This window comes from Pseudomonas sp. PS01303, assembly GCF_029959385.1.
Lineage (GTDB): Bacteria > Pseudomonadota > Gammaproteobacteria > Pseudomonadales > Pseudomonadaceae > Aquipseudomonas > Aquipseudomonas rustica.
On sequence record NZ_JASCPK010000005.1, the window covers coordinates 43,806 to 64,846 of the forward strand.

The window sequence follows — 21,041 nt, forward strand, 5'->3', positions numbered from 1 at the left end:
CTTGACTTCTAAATGGGGGCCTTGCGGCTAATTTCAAGCCTTCTCGTCAATCGAAGGCGAAATTGGCGCAGGCGCCTTGCTGACCACAACCATGGCCGGGCGCAACAGGCGACCGTTGAGCTGGTAGCCCTTCTGAAACACCTTCAGAACGCTGTTCGGTTCTACGTCGGCGCTTTCTTGTGCAGCCATCGCCTGATGGTAAACAGCGTTGAACGGTTCGCCATGCGGATCGATCGCTTCAAGCTGATAACGCTTGAGGGTGTCGTGGAACATTTTCAACGTCAGCTCGATGCCTTCACGCATCGGACGGATGCTTTCGTCGTCCGGGTTCGACAACTCGAGACCGCGCTCCAGACTGTCGACGATCGGCAGCAGGTCGCTGGCGAATTTCTCCAGGGCGAACTTGTGCGCCTTCTCGACGTCCAGTTCGGCACGGCGGCGGACGTTCTGCAGATCGGCAGCTACGCGCAGAGATTGATCTTGCGCTGCGGCCAATTGCTCTTCGAGCACTTGCACACGGGTCGCCAGGTCATCACTCGAACCTTCCGGCGCCTGAGGGGCATCTGGGTTTTGCGTATCTACTGTCTGTTCGTCAGCCATAGAATTCTCCTTTCAATTTCTTCCGCGAGCCTGACCCGCGCTTCTGTCCCGATATATGGGGCCGCAAAATCAGGCTTCAAGGGCCTTCAAGCATTAACCCTACAAAAAAGTGCCGCATTCTCATTCCCTGATGCGCTAAGAAGTTTTGCGGTTCAAGCAAATCGAGCTAAGCGAGGGCATTGTCAGGCCGAAACAAAACACTGTATAAATAACCAGACCTAAAGCCTGGGAGCGGCCTTTATGCTGGTGCACCTGTCCGTACATAACTACGCCATCGTTGAACATCTCGATCTCGAACTTGATCGCGGGATGAGCGTGATCACAGGGGAAACCGGCGCCGGCAAGTCGATCATGCTCGACGCCCTCGGCCTGACCCTGGGCGATCGTGCCGACAGCGGCGTGGTTCGCCCGGGCGCCGACAAGGCCGACATCCTCGCGACGTTCGATCTGGTCGACATCCCTGAGGCCAGCGCCTGGCTGGCCGAGCGCGATCTGGACATCGACGGCCCGTGCATCCTCCGTCGGGTCATCACCAGCGAAGGCCGTTCGCGTGGCTACATCAACGGCACGCCCTGCCCACTCGGCGACCTCAAGTCCCTTGGCGAATTGCTGATCGATATCCACAGCCAGCATGAACACCAGTCGCTGCTGAAAACCGATACCCATCGCCGCTTGCTCGACGAATATGCCGGCGCGACCGATCTGGCCCGCCAGGTTCATCTGGCCGCCCAGCGCTGGCGTCAGACCCGTCAGGAACTGGAGCGCCTTTCCAATTCCGGCGACGAACAACGCGCGCGCCATCAACTGCTCAGCTATCAGCTCGAAGAACTGGAAAACCTCGGTCTCGGCGATAACGAACTGGAGCAACTGGAGCAGGAACACAAAAACCTGACCAACGCTGAAACCTTGCTGGGCATTTGCCGGCAAGTGGTCGAGCAATGCAGCGAAAGTGACTCGGGTAATGTCCTGAACGCGCTGACCGCCAGTCTCAATCGTCTGTCGAGCGTGAATAATTCGGTCGGCGCACTGGGCGAAGCCAGCAGCTTGCTGACCAGCGCGCAGATTCAGGTTGAAGAGGCGGTGGGCGAACTCAATCGATTCCTCGACAACTTCGATGCCGATCCGGCACGCCTGCAATATCTGGAAGAACGCCTCGACGCTATTTATACGCTAGCGCGCAAACACCGAATCCAGCCGACTGAAGTCGCGGAAATGCAGCAGAAGCTGCTGGATGAAATCGAAACCCTGAATGCCAACGATGAATCCATCGAGCGTCTGGGTGATGAGCTGGCGTCCTACGCCCGTCATTATCAAGAGAAGGCCCGCGAGCTGAGCGATTTGCGCCATCAGGCCGCCGGCAGCCTTGCCAGTGCAGTGGAACAAGAGATTCAGCGTCTGGGCATGCCCGGCGGCCGATTCACCATCGAGCTGCGCGCCAACAGCAGTGACGAACTGCTGCCGAACGGCTTGGAACAGGTCGAATTGTTGGTCAGCGCCAACCCCGGGCAACCGCTCAAAGCGCTTGCTAAAGTGGCGTCCGGTGGTGAACTGTCGCGGATCAGCCTGGCGATTCAGGTGATCACTGCGCAGACATCCCGGGTGCCAACGCTGGTATTCGACGAAGTGGACGTGGGCATTGGTGGCCCGACGGCGGAAATTGTCGGCCAGTTGCTACGTCGCTTGGGTGAACGCGGACAGGTACTGACGGTGACGCATTTGCCGCAGGTGGCCGCGCAGGGTCATCAGCACCTGTTTGTGCACAAAGTGCGTGGCGATGAGGCAACCCACACAGCCGTGTCCAAGCTGAGCAAGACCGAACGAATAGAAGAAGTCGCGCGGATGCTCGGCGGCATCGATCTGACCAAGGAATCGTTGGCTCACGCAAAAAAAATGGTGGTTACCGCGAAAGTTTAAGATTTTGAAACAATAGAAAGCACGAAGGCGACCCTTGGGTCGCCTTCGCTCGTTTCGCGAACCTGAATTCGCGCGACATGCTTACTTTTTCTTGCGGACGTACAGCACCAGGTTGTGATCAACCATCTCAAAGCCATGCTTCTCGACGATCGACTTCTGAAGTTTTTCGATTTCTTCGTCGAAGAACTCGATCACTTCACCGGTTTCCACGTTGACCATATGGTCGTGGTGGCCACCGTCAGCCAGTTCGAATACCGCGTGGCCGCCGTCGAAGTTGTGACGGACCACCAGGCCAGCTGCTTCGAACTGGGTCAGAACACGGTAAACCGTGGCCAGACCGACGTCCTCGCCAGCTTCCATCAACGCCTTGTAGACGTCCTCGGCACTCATGTGACGCTGCTCGGTAGAGTCGAGCATTTGCAGGATCTTGACCCGTGGCAGGGTCACTTTGAGGCCGGCTTTGCGTAGTTCGCTATTTTCAACCATGGTCAGCTTTCTCGCGATGCTGCTTCGCAGCTTCTCTTAATGCGGGTATGATCGGCGTTTACGTTGTCCCAGCCAAGATAGTGGAAGTCGCCCACCGATGCAAAACACCAAGCTCTTGCTAACCAGTTTCACCTTTGTGGGACTGCTCGCACTCGCCGGTTGTTCATTCCCCGGGGTTTACAAAATCGACATCCAGCAGGGCAATGTCGTCACGCAGGATATGATAGACCAGTTACGCCCGGGAATGACCCGGCCGCAAGTACGGTTTATTATGGGTAACCCCCTGCTGACCGACACGTTCCATGCCGATCGCTGGGATTACCTGTATAGCCTGCAACCGGGTGGCGGTGAACGCCAACAGGAACGCGTCAGCGTTATCTTCAATTCCAACGACCAGCTTGTCAGCTTGTCCGGTGACTTTATGCCGGGCGTCAGCCGTGACGAAGCCATTCTCGGTAAGGACAGTGGCACTAACGTGACCGCTCCTGCTGAAAACACCGAGAAGCCAGCACCGGAAAAACCGGTCAAGCCAGGTTCCTTGCTGGATCAGATCCAGAAGGACGTCGATGGTGTGGAAACCGTTCCGGTTCCGACACCAGAGCCGCTGGACACCACGCCGCAATAATTTGCGACGCAATAAAAAACCCGGAAATTCCGGGTTTTTTATTGTCTGGCGTTTGGCATCTTAAAGATTTCGGGCTTTTGCCTCAGCCGCTTTGGCTGCACGCAAGCGTCGAACTTCCTTCGGATCAGCGAGCAAAGGGCGATAAATCTCGATGCGCTCGCCTGCCTGAATCACCCGCGAATCGGGATTCGGCACTACCTTGCCGAAAACCCCCAACGGACACTCCGCCAGATTCAGCTCAGGAAACGCGCCAGCAATACCCGAAGCGAGCACTGCAGCACGTACTGTCGTACCCTCTGCCACGCTGACCGTGCCCAGAACCTGGCGATCAACCGCGGCATACACCACTTCTATCTCGATCACCGGCTTAACCATGTATCTGCTTGGCGCGCTGGCAGAACGCATCCACCAACGTGTTGGCAGCCTGATTGAACAGCGGCCCCAACGTCGCACGCACCAGCGGCCCGGCGTAATCGAACGATAAATCCAGGCTGATCTTGCAGGCCTTCTCGTTCAACGCCTTGAATACCCAGACGCCGTGCAACTGGTTGAACGGGCCTTCCTCAAGATTCATCTCGATCGACTGCCCCGGCACCAGCGTATTGCGCGTGACGAAATGCTGACTCAGCCCGCCCTTCGACACGCCTACACTGGCGCGCATGTGCTCAGGCGAGCTTTCCAGCACCTCGGCCGCCGAGCACCACGGCAGAAATTCCGGGTAACGCGCCACGTCGTTGACCAGGTCGTAAAGGAATTGCGCCGGGTATGGCAACAGGGCTGAGCGTTGAATATGAGTCGTCATGTAAGCGTTACTTCCAGAGCTGAGCGGCAAACACTACAACAATGCCGATTGGCGCCACGTAGCGCATCAAGAACAGAGACAGGGCAAACAGTTTCGGGTTGCGGATCGACAACTCGTCACGCACCGCTTCACGCCCCATCACCCATCCGGCGAACAATACAAAACACAGGCCACCGAGCGGCAACATGATCCGCGAGGTGAAGAAATCGATCACACCGAAGAAGTCCAGACCGCTCTTCGCACCCCATTGGTAGAGGTGGAACAGACCGTCTTCGTTCACGAAAAATTTGGCTTCCTTCCAGATATTGAAGGAAAACACCGTGCCCAAACCGACGAACCAGCAGGTGAACGCCAACCAGAACGTCACCCAGGCGCGGCTGACTTTGGTGCGTTCAACCAGATACGCCACCATCGGTTCGAGCAGGGAAATCGCCGAGCTCCAGGCCGCGACGGCGACCAGCACGAAGAACACCACGCCCATCAATTGGCCGAAGGCTACGTTACCAAAGGCAAATGGCAGGCTGACGAACATCAGGCCCGGGCCTTCGCTCGGGTTCAGGCCGGCGGCGAAGACGATCGGGAACAACGCCAGACCGGCGACCAGCGAAACAAATGTATCAAGCAACGCCACGCCGACCACCGTGCCGGACAGCGACGCGTTCTTCGGCATGTACGCGCCGTAGATCATGATCGAGCCGACGCCAACGCTCAGCGAGAAGAACGCGTGGCCCATCGCAGGCAACAGACCGTCGAGAACTTTTTCCGGGTGGAAGTCGAACATGAAATGCACGCCTTCCATGAAATGCCCAGTGGTCATGCTGTAACCGAGCAACACCAGCACCATCACAAACAGCAACGGCATCATGATGCGCAGGCTGCGTTCCAGCCCGGCGACCACGCCTTTGGCGATGACGAAGGCGGACAGCAGCATAAAAATCGTGTGCCAAAGTGTCAGGCGCCATGGATCGGCGATGACATTGCCGAAATACGCACCGACTTGATCGGCCGTCGCGCCCTGGAAGTCGCCGCGCCCCATGTCGACGATGTAATCCAGCGACCAGCCGCCGACCACACTATAGAAAGACAGGATCAGCAGCGCCGTGATCATCCCGGCAAACGCGCCCCACGACCATTTGGCCGAGTGCCCGGCTTCCAGCGCCAATACCTTCAAGGCATTCGCCGGACTCTGCCGCGCGCGGCGGCCGATCAGGGTTTCAGCGAGCATGACCGGGATGCCGATCAGGGCGATACACGCCAGAAACATCAGTACAAACGCACCGCCGCCGTAGACCCCGACCATGTAGGGGAATTTCCAGATACTACCCAGTCCCACGGCCGAACCGGTCGCGGCGAGTATGAATACCCAGCGGCTAGCCCAACTGCCGTGGACAGAAACCTTGTCTGTCGACATCGTTTATCACGCCCAAGCGTTAGAAAAAGAGGCCGCATTGTCCGGGATTCACTCAACCTGCTCAAGCACGCAGCATCACCGTAGCCGACGGCCGTTTATCTCCATATAATGCCGCCCCTATGGCTAAACAGAAGAAACACCCAACAGGGACCATCGCGCAGAACAAAAAGGCGCGACACGATTACTTCATCGAGCATAAGTTCGAGGCTGGTCTGGTCCTGGCCGGCTGGGAAGTAAAAAGTCTGCGGGCAAGCAAGCTACAGCTGGTTGACAGCTATGTCCTGCTCAAGGATGGCGAAGCGTGGCTGCTCGGTAGCCACATCACGCCTCTGATGACCGCAAGTACCCATGTCATCGCTGACCCGGTGCGCACACGCAAATTGCTGCTCAACCGCCGCGAGCTGGAAAAACTCGCCGCGATGGTGCAGCAAAAGGGTTACGCCTGCGTCTGCCTGTCCTGGTACTGGAGCAAGCACATGGTCAAGTGCGAGATTGCTCTGGGCAAGGGCAAGAAGGAATACGACAAGCGTGACACCGAACGCGAGCGCGACGCCGGTCGTGAGCTGCAGCGTGCTGTGCGCAACAAGGGCAAGGAAGACTAGTCTTCGCCTTTGAAAGCAAAGATCGTCCGATCGCGGCCCGAGCCTTCGGCAGCTCCTACACAGGAATTCGCATTTCCCTGTAGGAGCTGCCGCAGGCTGCGATCTTTTGCTTTAAAAAATCACATGCCCTTGCGCCGCTCCGCCCGAGCCATGCGCTGAACCTCCTGCCGCACCTCTTCCAGCACTTCCTGCACATACAAAATGTGTCGGCTGGAGACTTCCCGCGCTTGCTCCGCGCGACCTTCAATAATCGCCAGATACAATTCCCGATGCTGGGTGATCAGCATGTCGCGGGTTTCCGTGCGCTGCTTGTACATGCCGCCAATGTTGGTCACCACGTTGCGCTTGAGCAGATCAAACAAGCCACGAATGGTGTGCAGCAACACCGCGTTATGACTGGCTTCAGCAATCGCCAGATGGAATTTCGCATCTGCCGCGCCCTCCTCCACGCGACTGACTTCGTCGTGGCGCGAGTAGCAATCCTGCAACTCATCGAACGCCGCCGTCAGCCGTTCACGATCGACGTCCGTCGCGCGCAATGCTGCGTAATAGGCACACGATGCCTCCAGGGTGTGGCGAAACTCGAGCAAGTCGCGCTGCGCTTCAGGATTGTTTTCGAGCAGATGCAGCAGCGGATCGCTGAACGTTGAGCCCAGGCTTTCCACCACATAGTTACCGCCGCCCTGACGGCTGACCAGCAAGCCTTTGGCCGCGAGCTTCTGAATCGCCTCACGCAATGACGGACGCGATACGCCGAATTGCTCGGCCAGCGTGCGCTCCGCCGGAAGCCGTTCACCGGACTTCAGCGTGCCCTCAAGGATCATCCCCTCGAGTCGCTCGACAATATCGTCAGACAAACGGCGCTGACGTATCTGATCAAACCCCATAACTCACTTCTCCACGATCCCGACCGCTCGCCGGGCTCTCTATTCTGGCCTATCGGCGCCTTGCCGACACCTACCAGACGCCACTTCGTCGAAGCGGATCAGACGCGATCTGCGCTGCACGTTCGACAAAAGTTTTAGGGCGACAAATTGACACACCGATACCAAGGCTTTTACCCTAGCCAACAGCGATTGTAAATTGGTCTTACCAATTAACCAAGAACGCTGACAGTGCCTGACCAACAACAATTAGGGGCCACCCCATATGCAAACCTGGCAACAACTCTACAGCCCGCTCGGCAGTCTCGGCGTGTCCGCACTCGCGGCCGTCATCCCCATCGTGTTCTTTTTCCTCGCGCTGGCGGTGTTCCGTCTCAAGGGCCACGTGGCCGGGAGCATCACCCTCGCCCTGTCGATTGCCGTGGCGATCTTCGCGTTTCAAATGCCGGTCGACATGGCTTTCGCCGCCGCCGGTTATGGTTTTGCCTACGGTTTGTGGCCGATTGCCTGGATCATTGTCGCGGCGGTGTTCCTCTACAAACTGACGGTGAAAAGTGGTCAGTTCGAGGTCATTCGCAGTTCGGTGTTATCGATTACTGACGACCAGCGTCTGCAAGTGCTGCTGATCGGTTTCTGCTTCGGTGCATTCCTGGAAGGTGCCGCCGGTTTCGGCGCGCCCGTGGCGATTACCGCCGCGCTACTTGTCGGGTTGGGCTTCAACCCGCTGTACGCCGCCGGCCTTTGCCTGATCGCCAACACCGCACCGGTTGCGTTCGGCGCCTTGGGGATTCCGATCATCGTTGCCGGCCAAGTGACCGGGATTGACGCGTTCAAGATCGGCGCCATGACCGGTCGCCAACTGCCGCTGCTGTCGCTGTTCGTGCCGTTCTGGCTGGTGTTCATGATGGACGGCCTGCGCGGCGTTCGTGAAACCTGGCCGGCTGCATTGGTCGCGGGCCTGAGCTTCGCCATCACCCAATACTTCACCTCCAACTTCATTGGCCCGGAACTGCCGGACATCACTTCGGCGCTGGCGAGCCTGATTTCCCTGACCCTGTTCCTCAAAGTCTGGCAACCGAAACGCACCGCCGGCGCACAAATCGCAGGCGCTACCTCCAGCGCAGCGATTACCGCCAGCGTCGGTGGTTTCGGCCAGAAGCGCACCACCGTGGCTTCGCCTTACAGTCTCGGGGAAATTTTCAAAGCGTGGTCGCCGTTCCTGATCCTCACCGTGCTGGTGACCATCTGGACGCTGAAGCCTTTCAAAGCGATGTTCGCCGCTGGCGGCTCGATGTACAGCTGGGTGTTCAACTTCGCAATTCCGCACCTTGATCAACTGGTGATCAAGACCGCACCGATCGTTGCTGCGCCAACCGCGATTCCAGCGGTGTTCAAGCTCGACCCGATTTCCGCGACCGGCACGGCGATTTTCTTCTCGGCGCTGATCTCGATGCTGGTGCTGAAGATCAATTTCAAAACTGGTCTGACCACTTTGAAAGAGACCTTCTACGAACTGCGCTGGCCTATTCTGTCGATCGGCATGGTGTTGGCGTTCGCCTTTGTCACCAACTACTCCGGCATGTCCTCAACCATGGCCCTGGTGTTGGCCGGTACTGGCGCGGCCTTCCCGTTCTTCTCGCCGTTCCTCGGCTGGCTCGGCGTGTTCCTCACCGGTTCGGATACTTCGTCCAACGCGCTGTTCAGTTCGCTGCAAGCGACCACCGCGCACCAGATCGGCGTCAACGACGTCCTGCTGGTAGCGGCCAATACCAGCGGCGGCGTGACCGGCAAAATGATCTCGCCACAATCGATCGCCGTGGCCTGCGCCGCGACCGGTTTGGTCGGCAAGGAATCGGATCTGTTCCGCTTCACCCTCAAGCACAGCCTATTCTTTGCAACGATTGTCGGTCTGATCACCCTGGCTCAGGCCTACTGGTTCACCGGCATGCTGGTGCACTAAACCTACAAGAACCATGGAAAAAACCGACGCCGGTTCGTGATGCCGGCGTCAGCAATTCACCACCCGGTCTGTAAGGCTGCTGAAAGCAACACTCTCTATATTCAGCAGCCTCAGCGGACGGATAACCGGGACCACCCGGAGACACGCCTGATGAGCGAGCTTTTTTACAACGCTGTGCCGAACGCGACCCGCGTGGCACCGCCACTGCCCGAACCTCGGCAATACCCCAGCGAGAAACCGTCGCAGGTTTATCTGTTCGGGACGTGCGTGGTTGATCTGTTCTACCCCGAAGCCGGGATGGACGCCATCCACTTGCTGGAGCGCGAAGGGATTCGGGTCGAGTACCCGCAAGGGCAGAGTTGCTGCGGTCAACCGGCCTACACCTCGGGTTACACCGAGCAGGCGCGGACGGTAGCGCGCTCGCAACTGGCGCTGTTTGCCGGCGATTATCCGGTGGTGGTGCCGTCGGGTTCCTGCGCGGGCATGCTGCGCGAGCATTACGCCGACTTGTTCAAGGACGAGCCGGACACGTTGAAACAGGTTCAGGCCCTCGCGGCCCGCACCTATGAACTGGCCGAGTTTCTACTGTTCGTCTGCAAGGTGCAGCTCAAGGACAGCGGCGACCCGGTCAAAGTCGCCCTGCACACTTCGTGTTCGGCACGCCGCGAAATGAACACCCACCTGCATGGCCGCGAGTTGTTGGCGCAGTTGAGCAACGTGGAACGGGTCAACCACGACCACGAAAGCGAATGCTGTGGCTTCGGCGGAACATTCAGCGTCCGTATGCCAGACATTTCCGGCGCGATGGTGGCTGACAAGACCCGATCGCTGAAGGATTCCGGCGCGCATCAGGTGTTGAGCGCCGACTGTGGCTGTTTGATGAACATCAACGGCGCATTGGAGAAACAAAAAGAAACGCTACGCGGGCAACATCTCGCCAGCTTTCTGTGGCAACGAACCGGAGGTGCGCAATGAGCACTTCCGCGATTATTCCTACGGTCGCCGTAGAAGAAGATTTCCGCACCCGGGCCCACAACGCCTTGGGTGATCAGCAACTGCGGAACAACTTCCGCACTGCGATGGATTCATTGATGACCAAACGGGCAGCCGCTTTCGGCGATGCCCACGAAAGAGAACACTTGCGTGCTCTGGGCAACTCGATCAGAGCCCGCGCGCTCTCCAAGTTGCCCGACCTGCTCGAGCAACTGGAAACAAACCTGACCCGCAACGGTGTGACAGTGCACTGGGCGGAAACGGTGGACGAGGCCAATGGCATCGTCTTATCGATCATCCGTGCTCACGAGGCGCGGCAAGTGATCAAGGGCAAATCGATGGTCAGCGAAGAGATGGAGATGAACCATTTCCTCGAGGCTCAAGGCATTGAATGCCTGGAGTCCGATATGGGGGAATACATCGTCCAGCTCGACCACGAGAAGCCTTCACACATCATTATGCCGGCGATCCACAAGAATGCCGGTCAGGTCGCGTCCTTGTTCCACGACAAACTTGGCGTGGAATACACCAAGGACGTTGACCAACTCATTCAGATCGGTCGCAGAGTCCTGCGGCAGAAATTCTTCGAAGCGGACATCGGCGTCTCCGGTGTCAACTTCGCCGTCGCCGAAACCGGCACCCTGCTGCTGGTGGAAAACGAAGGCAACGGCCGCATGACCACCACCGTGCCGCCCGTGCACATCGCCGTCACCGGCATCGAAAAAGTTGTTGAAAACTTGCGCGACGTGGTGCCGTTATTGTCGCTGCTGACACGCTCGGCGCTGGGCATTCCGATCACCACTTACGTCAACATGATCTCCGGCCCGCGCAAAGAACACGAACTCGACGGCCCGCAGGAAGTGCATCTTGTGCTGCTCGACAACGGTCGCAGCCAGGCTTTCGCCGACAGTGAATTGCGTCAGACCTTGAACTGCATCCGCTGTGGCGCCTGCATGAACCACTGCCCGGTTTATACCCGCGTCGGCGGTCATACCTATGGCGAGGTTTATCCGGGGCCGATCGGCAAAATCATCACCCCGCACATGGTTGGCCTGGCAAAAGTCCCGGATCACCCGAGCGCGTCATCGCTGTGCGGTGCCTGCGGTGAAGTCTGCCCGGTAAAAATTCCCATCCCGGCAATCCTGCGGCGCTTGCGCGAAGAAAACGTCAAAGCCCCGGACAGTCCCCATCAAGTGATGCGCGGTCAGGGCAGCAAGTATTCGCGCAAGGAACGTTTTATCTGGAACGCCTGGGCCAGGCTCAATAGCTCGCCAACCTTGTATCGATTGTTCGGATTCTTCGCCACGCGCCTGCGCGCGCTGACGCCAAGCAACGTCGGCCCGTGGACACAAAACCACAGCGCACCAAAACCCGCCGCCCGCTCACTGCACGACATGGCCCGCGAGCATCTGGCCAAACAGGGAGATCGCTGATGAGCGCCAAGCAAAATATCCTCGGCAAACTGCGGAAAAGTCTGACCGGCGCCACGCCGATTGCCGACGACTTCGATGTCGATCTGGTGACGCGGCCTTACACCTACAGCGCCGAACAACGCATCCCGCAACTGCGCAAACTGATGGAAGCGGTGCACACCGAAATTCACATGACTTCGGGCGAAGAATGGCCGGCGCTGCTCGCGCAATTGCTGCGCGATCGTCAGCTACCGAGCCTGTTGATTGCACCGACTACCGCCCACGGGCAGAAAATCACACAACACTGGGCGAATAATCCTGAGCTGCCGACGCTGAAATCCTACGACCGTCCAATGGAAGAATGGAAAGCCGAGCTGTTCAACGACACTCCGGCCAGCCTCACCGGCACCCTTGGCGCGATCGCCGCCACCGGCAGCCTGATTCTGTGGCCAACCCGCGAAGAACCACGGTTGATGAGTCTGGTACCGCCGGTGCATTTCGCCCTGCTCAAGGCCAGCGAAATCCGCGACAACTTTTATCAGGTTCAACAGGAATTCGAATGGGCGCAAGGCATGCCGACCAATGCGTTGCTGGTGTCCGGCCCGTCGAAAACCGCCGACATTGAACAAGTGCTTGCCTACGGCGCCCACGGCCCGAAAGACCTCGTGGTGCTGATCCTGGAGGACCAATGACGCTTCCAGTGAATTTCCTGCGTGATGCGCAGCAACTGATTCCGGCCGAGCGCCGTTTTGATGATCCGTTATCGACGCTGGCCTTCGGCACCGATGCGAGTTTTTATCGGCTGATTCCGCAGTTGGTGATCCGCGTTGAATCCGAAGATGAAGTGGTTGCGCTGCTGAAACTGGCCCAACGTGACCATGTCCCGGTGACCTTCCGCGCGGCGGGTACCAGTCTGTCCGGGCAAGCAATCAGCGATTCCGTGTTGATTGTGCTTGGGGATAACTGGAACGCGCGCGAGATCCGTGGCCAAGGCACACAGATTCGTCTGCAACCGGGGGTAATCGGTGCGCAAGCCAATGCGTGGCTGGCGCCGTTCGGACGCAAGATCGGCCCGGATCCGGCGTCGATCAACGCCTGCAAAATCGGCGGCATCGTCGCCAACAACGCCAGCGGCATGTGCTGCGGCACCGCGCAAAATACCTATCACACGCTGGCCGGGATTCGCTTGGTGTTGGCCGATGGCACACGGCTCGATACCGAAGACGCGGCGAGTGTCGCGGCATTCCACGCCAGCCACGGCGAACTGCTCGAACGCTTGGCGACGTTGGGCCGCGAGACCCGCGCCAACGCTGAACTGGCTGCACGAATCCGCCACAAATACCGTCTGAAAAATACCACCGGCCTGTCACTCAACGCCCTGGTGGATTTCGACGAGCCTGTGGATATCTTGAGCCACTTGCTGGTCGGCTCCGAAGGCACGCTCGGCTTCATCAGCGCGGTGACGTACGACACAGTGATCGATCACCCGAACAAGGCCTCGGCGCTGATCGTCTTCCCCGATGTGGAAACCTGCTGCAACGCGGTTACCGTGCTGAAAAGCCAACCGGTGTCCGCCGTAGAACTGCTGGATCGCCGCAGTCTGCGCTCGGTGCAAGACAAACCCGGCATGCCCGCTTTCGTACAACAACTGTCGAACAATGCCTGCGCGCTACTGATCGAATCCCGCGCGGCGACCTCTGCACTCCTACAGGAACAACTGGCGCAAATCATGGCGTCGCTCGGTGGTTTCCCGGTGGAGAAGCAGGTCGACTTCACCGAAGACCCCGCCGAGAACGCCAAGCTCTGGGCCATTCGCAAAGACACCTTCCCTGCCGTCGGCGCCGTACGTAAAACCGGCACCACGGTGATCATCGAAGACGTGACCTTCCCGGTCGAACAACTGGCCATCGGCGTGAACCGTTTGATCGAGCTGTTCGACAAACATTCCTACGACGAAGCGATCCTTTTCGGACATGCGCTGGAAGGTAATCTGCACTTTGTCTTCACTCAAGGCTTCAACAACCCGGAAGAAGTCGCACGCTATCAAGCGTTCATGGATGACGTCGCGCAACTGGTCGCCGTGGAGTTCGGCGGCTCGCTGAAAGCCGAGCACGGCACCGGGCGCAACATGGCGCCGTTCGTGGAACTGGAATGGGGCAGCGACGCCTATCAACTGATGTGGCAACTGAAACGTCTGCTCGACCCTAGCGGCATTCTCAACCCGGACGTCGTGCTCAGCGAAGATCCGCAGATCCATCTAAAGCACTTGAAGCCACTGCCGGCGGCCGATGAGATTGTGGATAAATGCATCGAGTGCGGCTTCTGCGAACCGGTCTGCCCGTCGAAAGGACTGACCCTGAGCCCGCGCCAACGCATCGTGATCTGGCGCGATATTCAGGCGAAAAAACGTGCCGGCGTCGACACCACCGAACTGGAAAAAGCCTACGAATACCAAGGCATCGAAACCTGCGCCGCCACCGGTCTGTGCGCACAACGTTGTCCTGTAGGCATCAATACCGGCGAGCTGGTGAAAAAGCTCCGTGGCCGACACGCAACGCATCAGAAAACGGCTGACTGGATTGAAGGAAATTTCGCCAAGACTCTGCAAGGCGCACGCCTCACTCTGCATGTGGCCAACGGTGCGCGGATGATGCTCGGCGCGCCGCGTCTGGCGAAACTGTCGGCAACGCTGACGCGTTTGTCCAAAGGCCAGGTGCCGTTGTGGACAAATGCGATGCCGCAACCGGAGAAAGCCATTCGCTTCAGCCCGAGCGTGTCGGACGAACGCCCGCGTGTGGTGTATCTGGCCGCGTGTGTCTCGCGGGTCATGGGCCCGGCGGCGGGAGATAAAGAGCAGATGTCGCTCTACGACAAAACCCGTGGACTGCTGGAAAAGGCCGGTTACCAAGTGGTGTTCCCGGACAATCAGGACAACCTCTGCTGCGGTCAGCCCTTCGCCTCAAAAGGCTACGCCGAGCAAGCCGAACACAAGCGTCAGGAGTTGATCAGCGCCTTGCTTCACGCCAGTCGCGGCGGTCTCGATCCGATTTATTGCGACACCAGCCCATGCACGTTGCGCCTGGTGCAGGACGTAGGAGAAACCCGTCTCGATCTGTACGACCCGGTGCGCTTCATCCGTACGCATCTTCTCGATCGACTGGATTTCACCCCGCAAGACGCACCGATTGCCGTGCATGTGACCTGCAGCACTCAGCACCTGGGTGAAAGCCAAGCGTTGATCGATCTGGCGCGCAAATGCAGCAAAACCGTGGTGATTCCGGAAGGCATTCATTGCTGCGGTTTTGCCGGCGACAAGGGCTTCACCACCCCGGAGCTGAACAGCCATTCGCTGCGCACCCTGAAGGACGCGGTGCAGCATTGCAGTGAAGGAATTTCCACCAGTCGCACGTGCGAAATCGGCCTGACGCAACACGGCGGCATCGACTATCACGGCCTGGTTTATCTGGTCGATCGGGTCACTCAGGCGAAGGCCTGCTGAAGAAAATCAGAACCCTTGCGCGAGACCGCAGTCCACAGAACAGGCCCCGAACACTCGGGGCCGTTCCTTCTTTCGGTGACCAGCACTCAGGGTCAGCGAAGTCTGGATCCCTCAGCGTAAGGAGATACCCATGAAACGTTCTGTTCTGCTCGGTCTGTTCGTTACTGCCTCCGTGATGGCGTCGACTTCGTTTGCCGCCGGACCAGACAGCCTGTGCGAAGCCAATCTGCAAACCATCAATAACGCGAAATCGGAGTATCAGACTTCATCGGAGCTGAACGCGCGCGTCTCCGCCAGTGTGGCGAAAGCCCAGGCCCTCAAGGCCCAAGGCAAGATTGACGACTGCGTCGCGGAAACCCAGCAAACAATTCTGGAAATCCAGAAAACCTCGGGTGACACCAAGAAGTGATCGTGAGCAGGCGTTTTGATACCAGATGTAAAAAAAACCGAATTCCTGCGTAGCGCGGCGGTCGATTGAACAGGCCCTACGCTAACGTAGCCTGTTATGACCTCGGCATCGCCGCCAGACCGTCCGGCAGCACCGAGACCTACCGTTCAAGGAGATACCCATGAAGCATTCTGCAATTGCTGGATTGTTCATCGCTGGTGCACTTCTGGCGTCGCCGGTGTTTGCGGCGGATAAAGACCTGTGTGCCGGGAATCTTCAAGTCATCAAGGACTTCATCACCAGCCAGCCTTCCATTCCGGAAACCTCGCTGGAGAACGTCAAGACTGCGCAGGAAGACGCCATGAAGGCGCAGGCTTCCGGGAACGACAAGGATTGCGTGGAAATCACCAACGGCATGATCACGAAAATGCAGATCCGCAATCCAACGCGTAACTGACACACCCGGAAGCCAACCTTCGGGTTGGCCTTCCCGGCCGATTGACGTACACTGCACAGGCTTGTTGCTCAAACAGATGTACTGAGCAATGAGTTCGGGGCCGTTTAGGATTCGACGCCGGTTGCGAAACTTTAGGTGCATGCCGACTTGGTAACAGAAGTCGTAAATCCACTGTTGCAACTACTTATAGTTGCCAATGACGAAAACTACGGCCAGGAATTCGCTCTCGCTGCGTAAGCAGCCTTAGCCCTGAGCTTCTGGTACCTTCGGGTCCAGCAATCACCAGGGGATGTCTGTAAACCCAAAGTGATTGTCATATAGAACAGAATCGCCGTGCAGTACGTTGTGGACGAAGCGGCTAAAACTTACACAACTCGCCCAAAGCACCCTGCCCTTCGGGTCGCTGAGGGTTAACTTAATAGAAACGGCTACGCATGTAGTACCGACAGCGGAGTACTGGCGGACGGGGGTTCAAATCCCCCCGGCTCCACCAAACAAGCGTTACAAATCAGGCACTTAGCGTTTATCGCAAGTGCCTTTTTTGTGCATGAATGGCTGGTTTAGGCTCGGTAATGCCAGCTTTATGACAGCCTTGGCACACACCTATGAGGAAACGACATGGTCTCGGCAAGCATCAGGGTTTCTTTCCAGTTCCCAGACGAGGAAGCCGTTCAGGTTGGCCTTCGCCCTTTTATTGAATTGGACACTTTGGATCTGGTTGACGCTGCTATCAACGCTGGTGTGCCTGATCACTCTCCTTTAATCAGCCTTATTCATAAAGCTGGTGAAAGCGTTGATGTCCAGCATCTTCTCGAAAGTCATGTCATGTCCTACGTGGCAGAGAGCCGTTCATCTGCCGCATTCGAGGTTGCTGAGTGGCTGGAGGCGCTGGCAAAGGTATTTCGTAAAGGTAGCGAGGATTTATCGCTAGATCTCAAGCCGCGTCCTGCACCTGGCCCTAGATTTTAAAGTTCCTGATCTGACACGGCCTCCCAACTATCAGATCCGTTTGTCGGGAGGTCGCCCTATCCTCATGGATCAGCATAACGTCGACGATGTCCTTATATCTGCTCGCCAGGCCGCTGGCAGAGCCTTTGCCAGCAAAATTCCAACCGCGCCGTTACTCCTATGATCATTCCTCGCGTGGTGAACTTTGTTGCTGCGGTGATGGCGTATCGATATATTCGCTGACCGGAAAACAAACCAGGGATGAACCCGTGCTCGAAGCCAGTCATTTGTCCGAGGAGGAAGCGATCTACTTCCCTTCCACCCTCAGCTCCTCAGATCCCGATGCGTTGATTTCATTTTGCAGCAGCATCATGAAGAGCGAAGGCAATGTTGTACTTGACGCTTCTGAGTTCAAGTTTATCGATCCTCTTGGCCTTGCTACGCTGAGAGCAACGCTGGAGGGTGTGCCCGAGGGCAGCGAGTTTAACGTGCGCTACATGACAGCCAGTATGATTTCGTACTTGGTGCGCATGGAGTTTTTCGCAGGGCTCAACGTTGAAGGAATCGATGTCGAAAGCGGCAGAAACCTCATGGGCGAGCCTGATAACTGCGTAGAGTTGTTAGGTGTTACCAACGCAGATCAGTCCGAGGAGGTTGCGTCCCGGCTAGTCCACGCAATGACTGGAATCAAAGCCGATCCTTCAAAGGCAGATGAGATGGAGCCTTACAGGCGCCCTCTCGAGTATGCTTTGAAAGAACTACTTGAAAACGCGTTGTCGCACGCGAAGAGAGACGGTAATTTTGGCTCATCAGTTTGGGTTGCCTGTCAGCACTTCGCCGCCAAAGGAACGGTTCGGCTTGCGATAGTGGACAATGGGTGCGGATTCCTCGCTACTCTGAAGGATCACGCTATGCTCACAGAGCGGACTCACAGCGCCGCCATCCAGATCGCTCTAGTCGAGCGCGTAAGCTGCAACCGTGGCCCGTTTGTTGCCTATGAGACCGATAGCCAGAATCAAGGCGTAGGCCTCACTACAACCGCTAAGATAGCTGGAGCCGCTGCTGGGTTTTTGGTCATCGCAAGCGGTGATTCCTGGCTCCGCACTGATTGTGGTGCGAAAGGGACGCTTGCAGATTGCGGGTGGAAAGGTGTTGCCATAGCCTTTGAATGCAGTCGAGAGCTGCTGCCGAAAATAGACATCGGTGCTCTGCTGCCAAAAGTGGAAGGCACCCTGGATAAAGAAATTAATTTTGAGTAATGCTGCCGATCGTGTTTAGCCGTTGTCAGAGCTAAACATACGTACTGGCAGACCGATACAAGCGTATAGCTAAATCACCGAGGAAAGCGTTATGCAAACCCTAATCAGTTTGTCGACAGGTTCTGAGACCATTCGCACACTGGGTATGAGGGCTTCCGCTACTCCGTTTAGAAAGCAAATCGAACGTCAGCTGGACGGCGGAAGCACAGTTGTCATTGATTTCTCAGGCAAAGATGCCACTCAATCCTTTATAGATGAGTTGGTGGGCGGCCTTGTCCTTCACCGAGGGCGGAATGTGGTATCCCAGTTGTCGTTTAAGAATTGTTCCGACGAAGTGAAGTCGATCATCAAGTTCGTCATTAACGATAGATTTCACCAATTAGAAAACGATCGTTCAATAGCTTGAACATTCGAAAAAATAAAAAGGCTGAATCATCAGCCTTTTTTTTGTCCAGCTTTTTCCATTTCTTATCCTCCAATTTCGCCCTTATGTTTATTGACTGACGGTCTTCGCGTAAGCCTGACAAGCCTGCAGAGCAATCAATCCCCGGTCACCTTCGTCGGTGATGGCGATAATTCGTTGAGCATGCGCCGGGTCAAGTCTGGCTCGTACGGCTGCATGATCCACGCCGCCGGCGCCGGCGGAGGATGGCAAGTTACAGCCCTTGGCAACGTCGGTCGCATCGAGGAGGACTGACAGGCGCAAATCAGCAGTGGCAAGGCGATCGCGCAGGCGATCTTGATCACGTTGGGCATCGCTCAGTTTCCTGAAGTGAGTTTGTTCGCTAGTCGCAAGCCTTTGCTCGAGCGCGAAACGCTTGTCCTGCTCGGCCTGTTGCGCAGCGGCGGCAGCCAGCGTCAGTTGGTTGAGGGTTTCGGCGTGCAGGCGGGCTTGCTCAGCCAGCTGATTTCCATAGCGCCAGTGTTGCAACTGCCAAGTGCTGCCGGCGCTGACCAACACCAGCGCCAGCGCACCGACTGCTCTCCACGGCACGGCGATCACGGCACATCCTTGAAGAAGACGTGGCCGCCCAACTTCAGGGTTTGCTTTGCCTTCAGCGACCAGCCCGGCGCCTTGATGCTGGAAGCGTAATAGTGCGTGGCGCCGCCGGTGGGATCCGCTACCTTGCCGTCGATCACTTGGTCTGCGGCAATCCGCGCCTGCGCCAGCTCGCGAAACGGGATCTGCTTCACACCGATCAAAAACTGGTAGTTCGGATCGGTCTTATTCCAGCAGCTGAACTGATAGGGCTTCTGGCACACGCCCGCATACCCCTCCCCCCACCACGACTTTTCTTTCCCATCGAGGACGCGGTTACGCACTGTCCACGCCACAGCGATCTGCCCGGCCAGACTCTCGCCGCGAGCCTCCCCCCACAAAGTGCGTGCAAGGACGTCGCGATCTTTCTCGGTAGCACTCATAACTTTTCTCCAGGCAAAAAAATGCCCGCTCAATGGCGGGCTGTTATTCGTTTACAGGATCGTTCGGCGGCGGCTGATAATCTGGCTGCGGCATTTCCAAGCGGACGTCGATCCAACTGTTGAGCGGCACATCCAGCGGCGCACCGCGACCGGGAAGCATCTCGCCGTCGTCGGACAGCGTCCAGCGCTGCTTAAATAGTCGGATGGTCACGGTACCGTCGGTGTCTTGTTCGCTCTCAGTAATGCCGAGCGTCCCGCCGCCGTCCGGCGAACATGGGTCTTGAGTGCGCCAACCTTCAATTGCCAAGCCGAGACTACCGGTGATTCGATACTCACCGACGCCGAGGCGTTCGACTTGCACCCCCTGCGCTTCGTTGTTCGCAACACCCCATGCCCCGGCAGATTCAAACGTCTGCTCCTGAAGATCACGACGGTGGCTATCAGCGACGTTCGCAATCCGTATGATCGGCGAGGCCGCCGATAAAACGCCGCCCGATCCTCGAGTCGTGTTCCCCGTGTGGTAGAGCTTTACCCAAGGGGAGAAGCCAACAGTTGTGGAGTTGTAGTAACGGTACGCCAGCTCCGTACCCAGAATGCTCATCGCAAACTGGCTAAAAGTTTGGGCGTTGTAGGAAATCGTGAAGCTTGTGCCGTAAGGAAATCCCGGCTGCGTTCCGGCAGGGTTCACAATCGACTTAAATTCGGTAGTCGTCAGCGCGTCGATATTGGCGAACGCGGGGGCTTGCCCACCAAGCCCAAAAGCACCAACAGGCATTGCATTGCCGGCGTTATTACCAAGCGTGGCAGTGGCGGCGGATCCCAAGCCTAAGCCTGCTCGAGCAGTGGCTTGTGAGTTTCCGCCGGTTCCTCCTTGAGCCACGCTTAAACCTGTAGTCAAGCCAGCCAACGATGTGATGTCGCTGTTGGCGCCAGACTTTGCAGCGCCCAGTGTCGATCGAGCCGCTGCTGCATCCGTGTCATTCAATAAGCCCTGAATGAAGGCAGATAGGTCGGTGATGCCAGTGCCACCTTTGCCTGGTGGAAGCACCTCATAGTTCCCGGTCGTGCCCAGCGCTGCCAGCTTTTCACCGTAGTTGGTGAGGATCGCGCGCACTTGATCAGACAGATCCTTCTGATATCCCTGAACCGGCGTTATCGAGTAGAAACCGCCAGCAGCTGTCGGGCCTTCGTAATTCGGCGAGATCGAGAGAGCGGTATTGCTGGCGATGTTGGTCACCTCGTACCAGCGACCGTCAGGCCCGCGAAAGCCATCCCCGACCCGGCTGTTGGCAATGAAGGCAGTGCCCGCACCGATCACCGCGTTGGAATTTTGGGTGACAGATACCGTTCCCGTTTTGTACCAGGGCATGGCTACATCC

At 57.6% G+C, this 21,041-nt stretch carries 22 protein-coding genes and 1 other RNA gene; 14 read left to right on the top strand and 9 right to left on the bottom strand.

The annotated features are described in order from the left end of the window. Window positions 1-33 precede the first annotated feature (33 nt). Window positions 34-600: a nucleotide exchange factor GrpE gene (gene grpE / locus QMX93_RS03805; RefSeq protein ID WP_053117018.1), complete on the bottom strand. Its 567-nt coding sequence runs from the start codon at window positions 598-600 to the stop codon at window positions 34-36. Between the two features lie 240 nt (window positions 601-840). On the opposite strand from grpE, the gene recN reads away from it, so the two are divergent. Then, on the top strand, window positions 841-2,514 hold the full coding sequence (gene recN, locus QMX93_RS03810) for a DNA repair protein RecN (protein ID WP_282352806.1): 1,674 nt from the start codon (window positions 841-843) through the stop codon (window positions 2,512-2,514). 81 nt (window positions 2,515-2,595) lie between these two features. Here recN and fur read toward each other — a convergent pair whose 3' ends face one another. Beyond that, window positions 2,596-3,000 (bottom strand): ferric iron uptake transcriptional regulator, encoded by a 405-nt coding sequence (fur, locus tag QMX93_RS03815; RefSeq protein ID WP_008088309.1) that lies wholly within the window; start codon window positions 2,998-3,000, stop codon window positions 2,596-2,598. Between the two features lie 97 nt (window positions 3,001-3,097). Between fur and QMX93_RS03820 the strand changes: the two genes are divergently transcribed. Further along, window positions 3,098-3,625 carry an outer membrane protein assembly factor BamE gene (locus QMX93_RS03820; protein WP_053117016.1) on the top strand — a complete coding sequence of 176 codons (528 nt, stop codon included), beginning with the start codon at window positions 3,098-3,100 and terminating at the stop codon, window positions 3,623-3,625. A gap of 60 nt (window positions 3,626-3,685) precedes the next feature. Here the strand turns inward: QMX93_RS03820 and QMX93_RS03825 are convergent, their stop codons facing one another. Genes QMX93_RS03825 through QMX93_RS03835 form a run of 3 tightly spaced genes read right to left on the bottom strand, consistent with a single transcriptional unit; the run spans window position 3,686 to window position 5,838 of the window. Next, a complete protein-coding gene (locus QMX93_RS03825; RefSeq protein ID WP_282352811.1) occupies window positions 3,686-4,000 on the bottom strand; it encodes an RnfH family protein in 315 nt (104 codons plus the stop codon). Next, window positions 3,993-4,427 (bottom strand): type II toxin-antitoxin system RatA family toxin, encoded by a 435-nt coding sequence (locus tag QMX93_RS03830; RefSeq protein ID WP_282352813.1) that lies wholly within the window; start codon window positions 4,425-4,427, stop codon window positions 3,993-3,995. Before QMX93_RS03830 ends, QMX93_RS03825 begins: the two co-directional genes overlap by 8 nt. 7 nt (window positions 4,428-4,434) lie before the next feature. After that, complete coding sequence (locus QMX93_RS03835) at window positions 4,435-5,838, bottom strand: sodium-dependent transporter (RefSeq protein ID WP_053117013.1); 1,404 nt, start codon at window positions 5,836-5,838, stop codon at window positions 4,435-4,437. Between the two features lie 119 nt (window positions 5,839-5,957). Between QMX93_RS03835 and smpB the strand changes: the two genes are divergently transcribed. Continuing rightward, window positions 5,958-6,440, top strand: coding sequence for an SsrA-binding protein SmpB (gene smpB, locus QMX93_RS03840; RefSeq protein ID WP_008088297.1), 483 nt, complete (start codon window positions 5,958-5,960; stop codon window positions 6,438-6,440). A gap of 119 nt (window positions 6,441-6,559) precedes the next feature. Here smpB and QMX93_RS03845 read toward each other — a convergent pair whose 3' ends face one another. Beyond that, a complete protein-coding gene (locus QMX93_RS03845) occupies window positions 6,560-7,327 on the bottom strand; it encodes an FCD domain-containing protein (protein ID WP_212544105.1) in 768 nt (255 codons plus the stop codon). Window positions 7,328-7,589: 262 nt separating this feature from the next. Here QMX93_RS03845 and QMX93_RS03850 point away from each other — a divergent pair, with 262 nt between their 5' ends. The 11 genes from QMX93_RS03850 (at window position 7,590) to QMX93_RS03900 (ending at window position 18,646) form a co-directional block, all read left to right on the top strand. Beyond that, window positions 7,590-9,284 (top strand): lactate permease LctP family transporter, encoded by a 1,695-nt coding sequence (locus tag QMX93_RS03850; RefSeq protein ID WP_159812888.1) that lies wholly within the window; start codon window positions 7,590-7,592, stop codon window positions 9,282-9,284. A gap of 150 nt (window positions 9,285-9,434) precedes the next feature. Continuing rightward, complete coding sequence (locus QMX93_RS03855; protein ID WP_282352821.1) at window positions 9,435-10,259, top strand: (Fe-S)-binding protein; 825 nt, start codon at window positions 9,435-9,437, stop codon at window positions 10,257-10,259. Continuing rightward, window positions 10,256-11,710 (top strand): LutB/LldF family L-lactate oxidation iron-sulfur protein, encoded by a 1,455-nt coding sequence (locus QMX93_RS03860; protein WP_282352823.1) that lies wholly within the window; start codon window positions 10,256-10,258, stop codon window positions 11,708-11,710. Before QMX93_RS03855 ends, QMX93_RS03860 begins: the two co-directional genes overlap by 4 nt. Next, on the top strand, window positions 11,710-12,381 hold the full coding sequence (locus QMX93_RS03865) for a lactate utilization protein (protein ID WP_282352825.1): 672 nt from the start codon (window positions 11,710-11,712) through the stop codon (window positions 12,379-12,381). The genes QMX93_RS03860 and QMX93_RS03865 overlap by 1 nt, the downstream gene beginning before the upstream one ends. Continuing rightward, window positions 12,378-15,188 carry an FAD-binding and (Fe-S)-binding domain-containing protein gene (locus tag QMX93_RS03870; protein WP_282352827.1) on the top strand — a complete coding sequence of 937 codons (2,811 nt, stop codon included), beginning with the start codon at window positions 12,378-12,380 and terminating at the stop codon, window positions 15,186-15,188. The genes QMX93_RS03865 and QMX93_RS03870 overlap by 4 nt, the downstream gene beginning before the upstream one ends. Window positions 15,189-15,318: 130 nt before the next feature. Continuing rightward, window positions 15,319-15,597, top strand: coding sequence for a hypothetical protein (locus tag QMX93_RS03875; protein WP_053117007.1), 279 nt, complete (start codon window positions 15,319-15,321; stop codon window positions 15,595-15,597). Between the two features lie 160 nt (window positions 15,598-15,757). Beyond that, window positions 15,758-16,033 (top strand): hypothetical protein, encoded by a 276-nt coding sequence (locus tag QMX93_RS03880; RefSeq protein WP_159812883.1) that lies wholly within the window; start codon window positions 15,758-15,760, stop codon window positions 16,031-16,033. A gap of 96 nt (window positions 16,034-16,129) precedes the next feature. Further along, window positions 16,130-16,526: a transfer-messenger RNA gene (ssrA, locus tag QMX93_RS03885) on the top strand. A 125-nt stretch (window positions 16,527-16,651) separates the two neighbouring features. Then, window positions 16,652-17,002 (top strand): hypothetical protein, encoded by a 351-nt coding sequence (locus QMX93_RS03890; RefSeq protein WP_282352830.1) that lies wholly within the window; start codon window positions 16,652-16,654, stop codon window positions 17,000-17,002. Window positions 17,003-17,088: 86 nt separating this feature from the next. Then, on the top strand, window positions 17,089-18,240 hold the full coding sequence (locus QMX93_RS03895) for an ATP-binding protein (protein ID WP_282352832.1): 1,152 nt from the start codon (window positions 17,089-17,091) through the stop codon (window positions 18,238-18,240). A 91-nt stretch (window positions 18,241-18,331) separates the two neighbouring features. Then, on the top strand, window positions 18,332-18,646 hold the full coding sequence (locus tag QMX93_RS03900) for an STAS-like domain-containing protein (protein ID WP_282352834.1): 315 nt from the start codon (window positions 18,332-18,334) through the stop codon (window positions 18,644-18,646). A gap of 87 nt (window positions 18,647-18,733) precedes the next feature. Here QMX93_RS03900 and QMX93_RS03905 read toward each other — a convergent pair whose 3' ends face one another. Genes QMX93_RS03905 through QMX93_RS03915 form a run of 3 tightly spaced genes read right to left on the bottom strand, consistent with a single transcriptional unit; the run spans window position 18,734 to window position 21,031 of the window. Then, a complete protein-coding gene (locus tag QMX93_RS03905; protein WP_282352969.1) occupies window positions 18,734-19,240 on the bottom strand; it encodes a lysis system i-spanin subunit Rz in 507 nt (168 codons plus the stop codon). Beyond that, complete coding sequence (locus QMX93_RS03910) at window positions 19,240-19,662, bottom strand: cell wall hydrolase (protein WP_282352836.1); 423 nt, start codon at window positions 19,660-19,662, stop codon at window positions 19,240-19,242. The genes QMX93_RS03905 and QMX93_RS03910 overlap by 1 nt, the downstream gene beginning before the upstream one ends. A gap of 43 nt (window positions 19,663-19,705) precedes the next feature. Next, window positions 19,706-21,031 carry a hypothetical protein gene (locus tag QMX93_RS03915; RefSeq protein ID WP_282352837.1) on the bottom strand — a complete coding sequence of 442 codons (1,326 nt, stop codon included), beginning with the start codon at window positions 21,029-21,031 and terminating at the stop codon, window positions 19,706-19,708. Window positions 21,032-21,041: the final 10 nt, after the last annotated feature.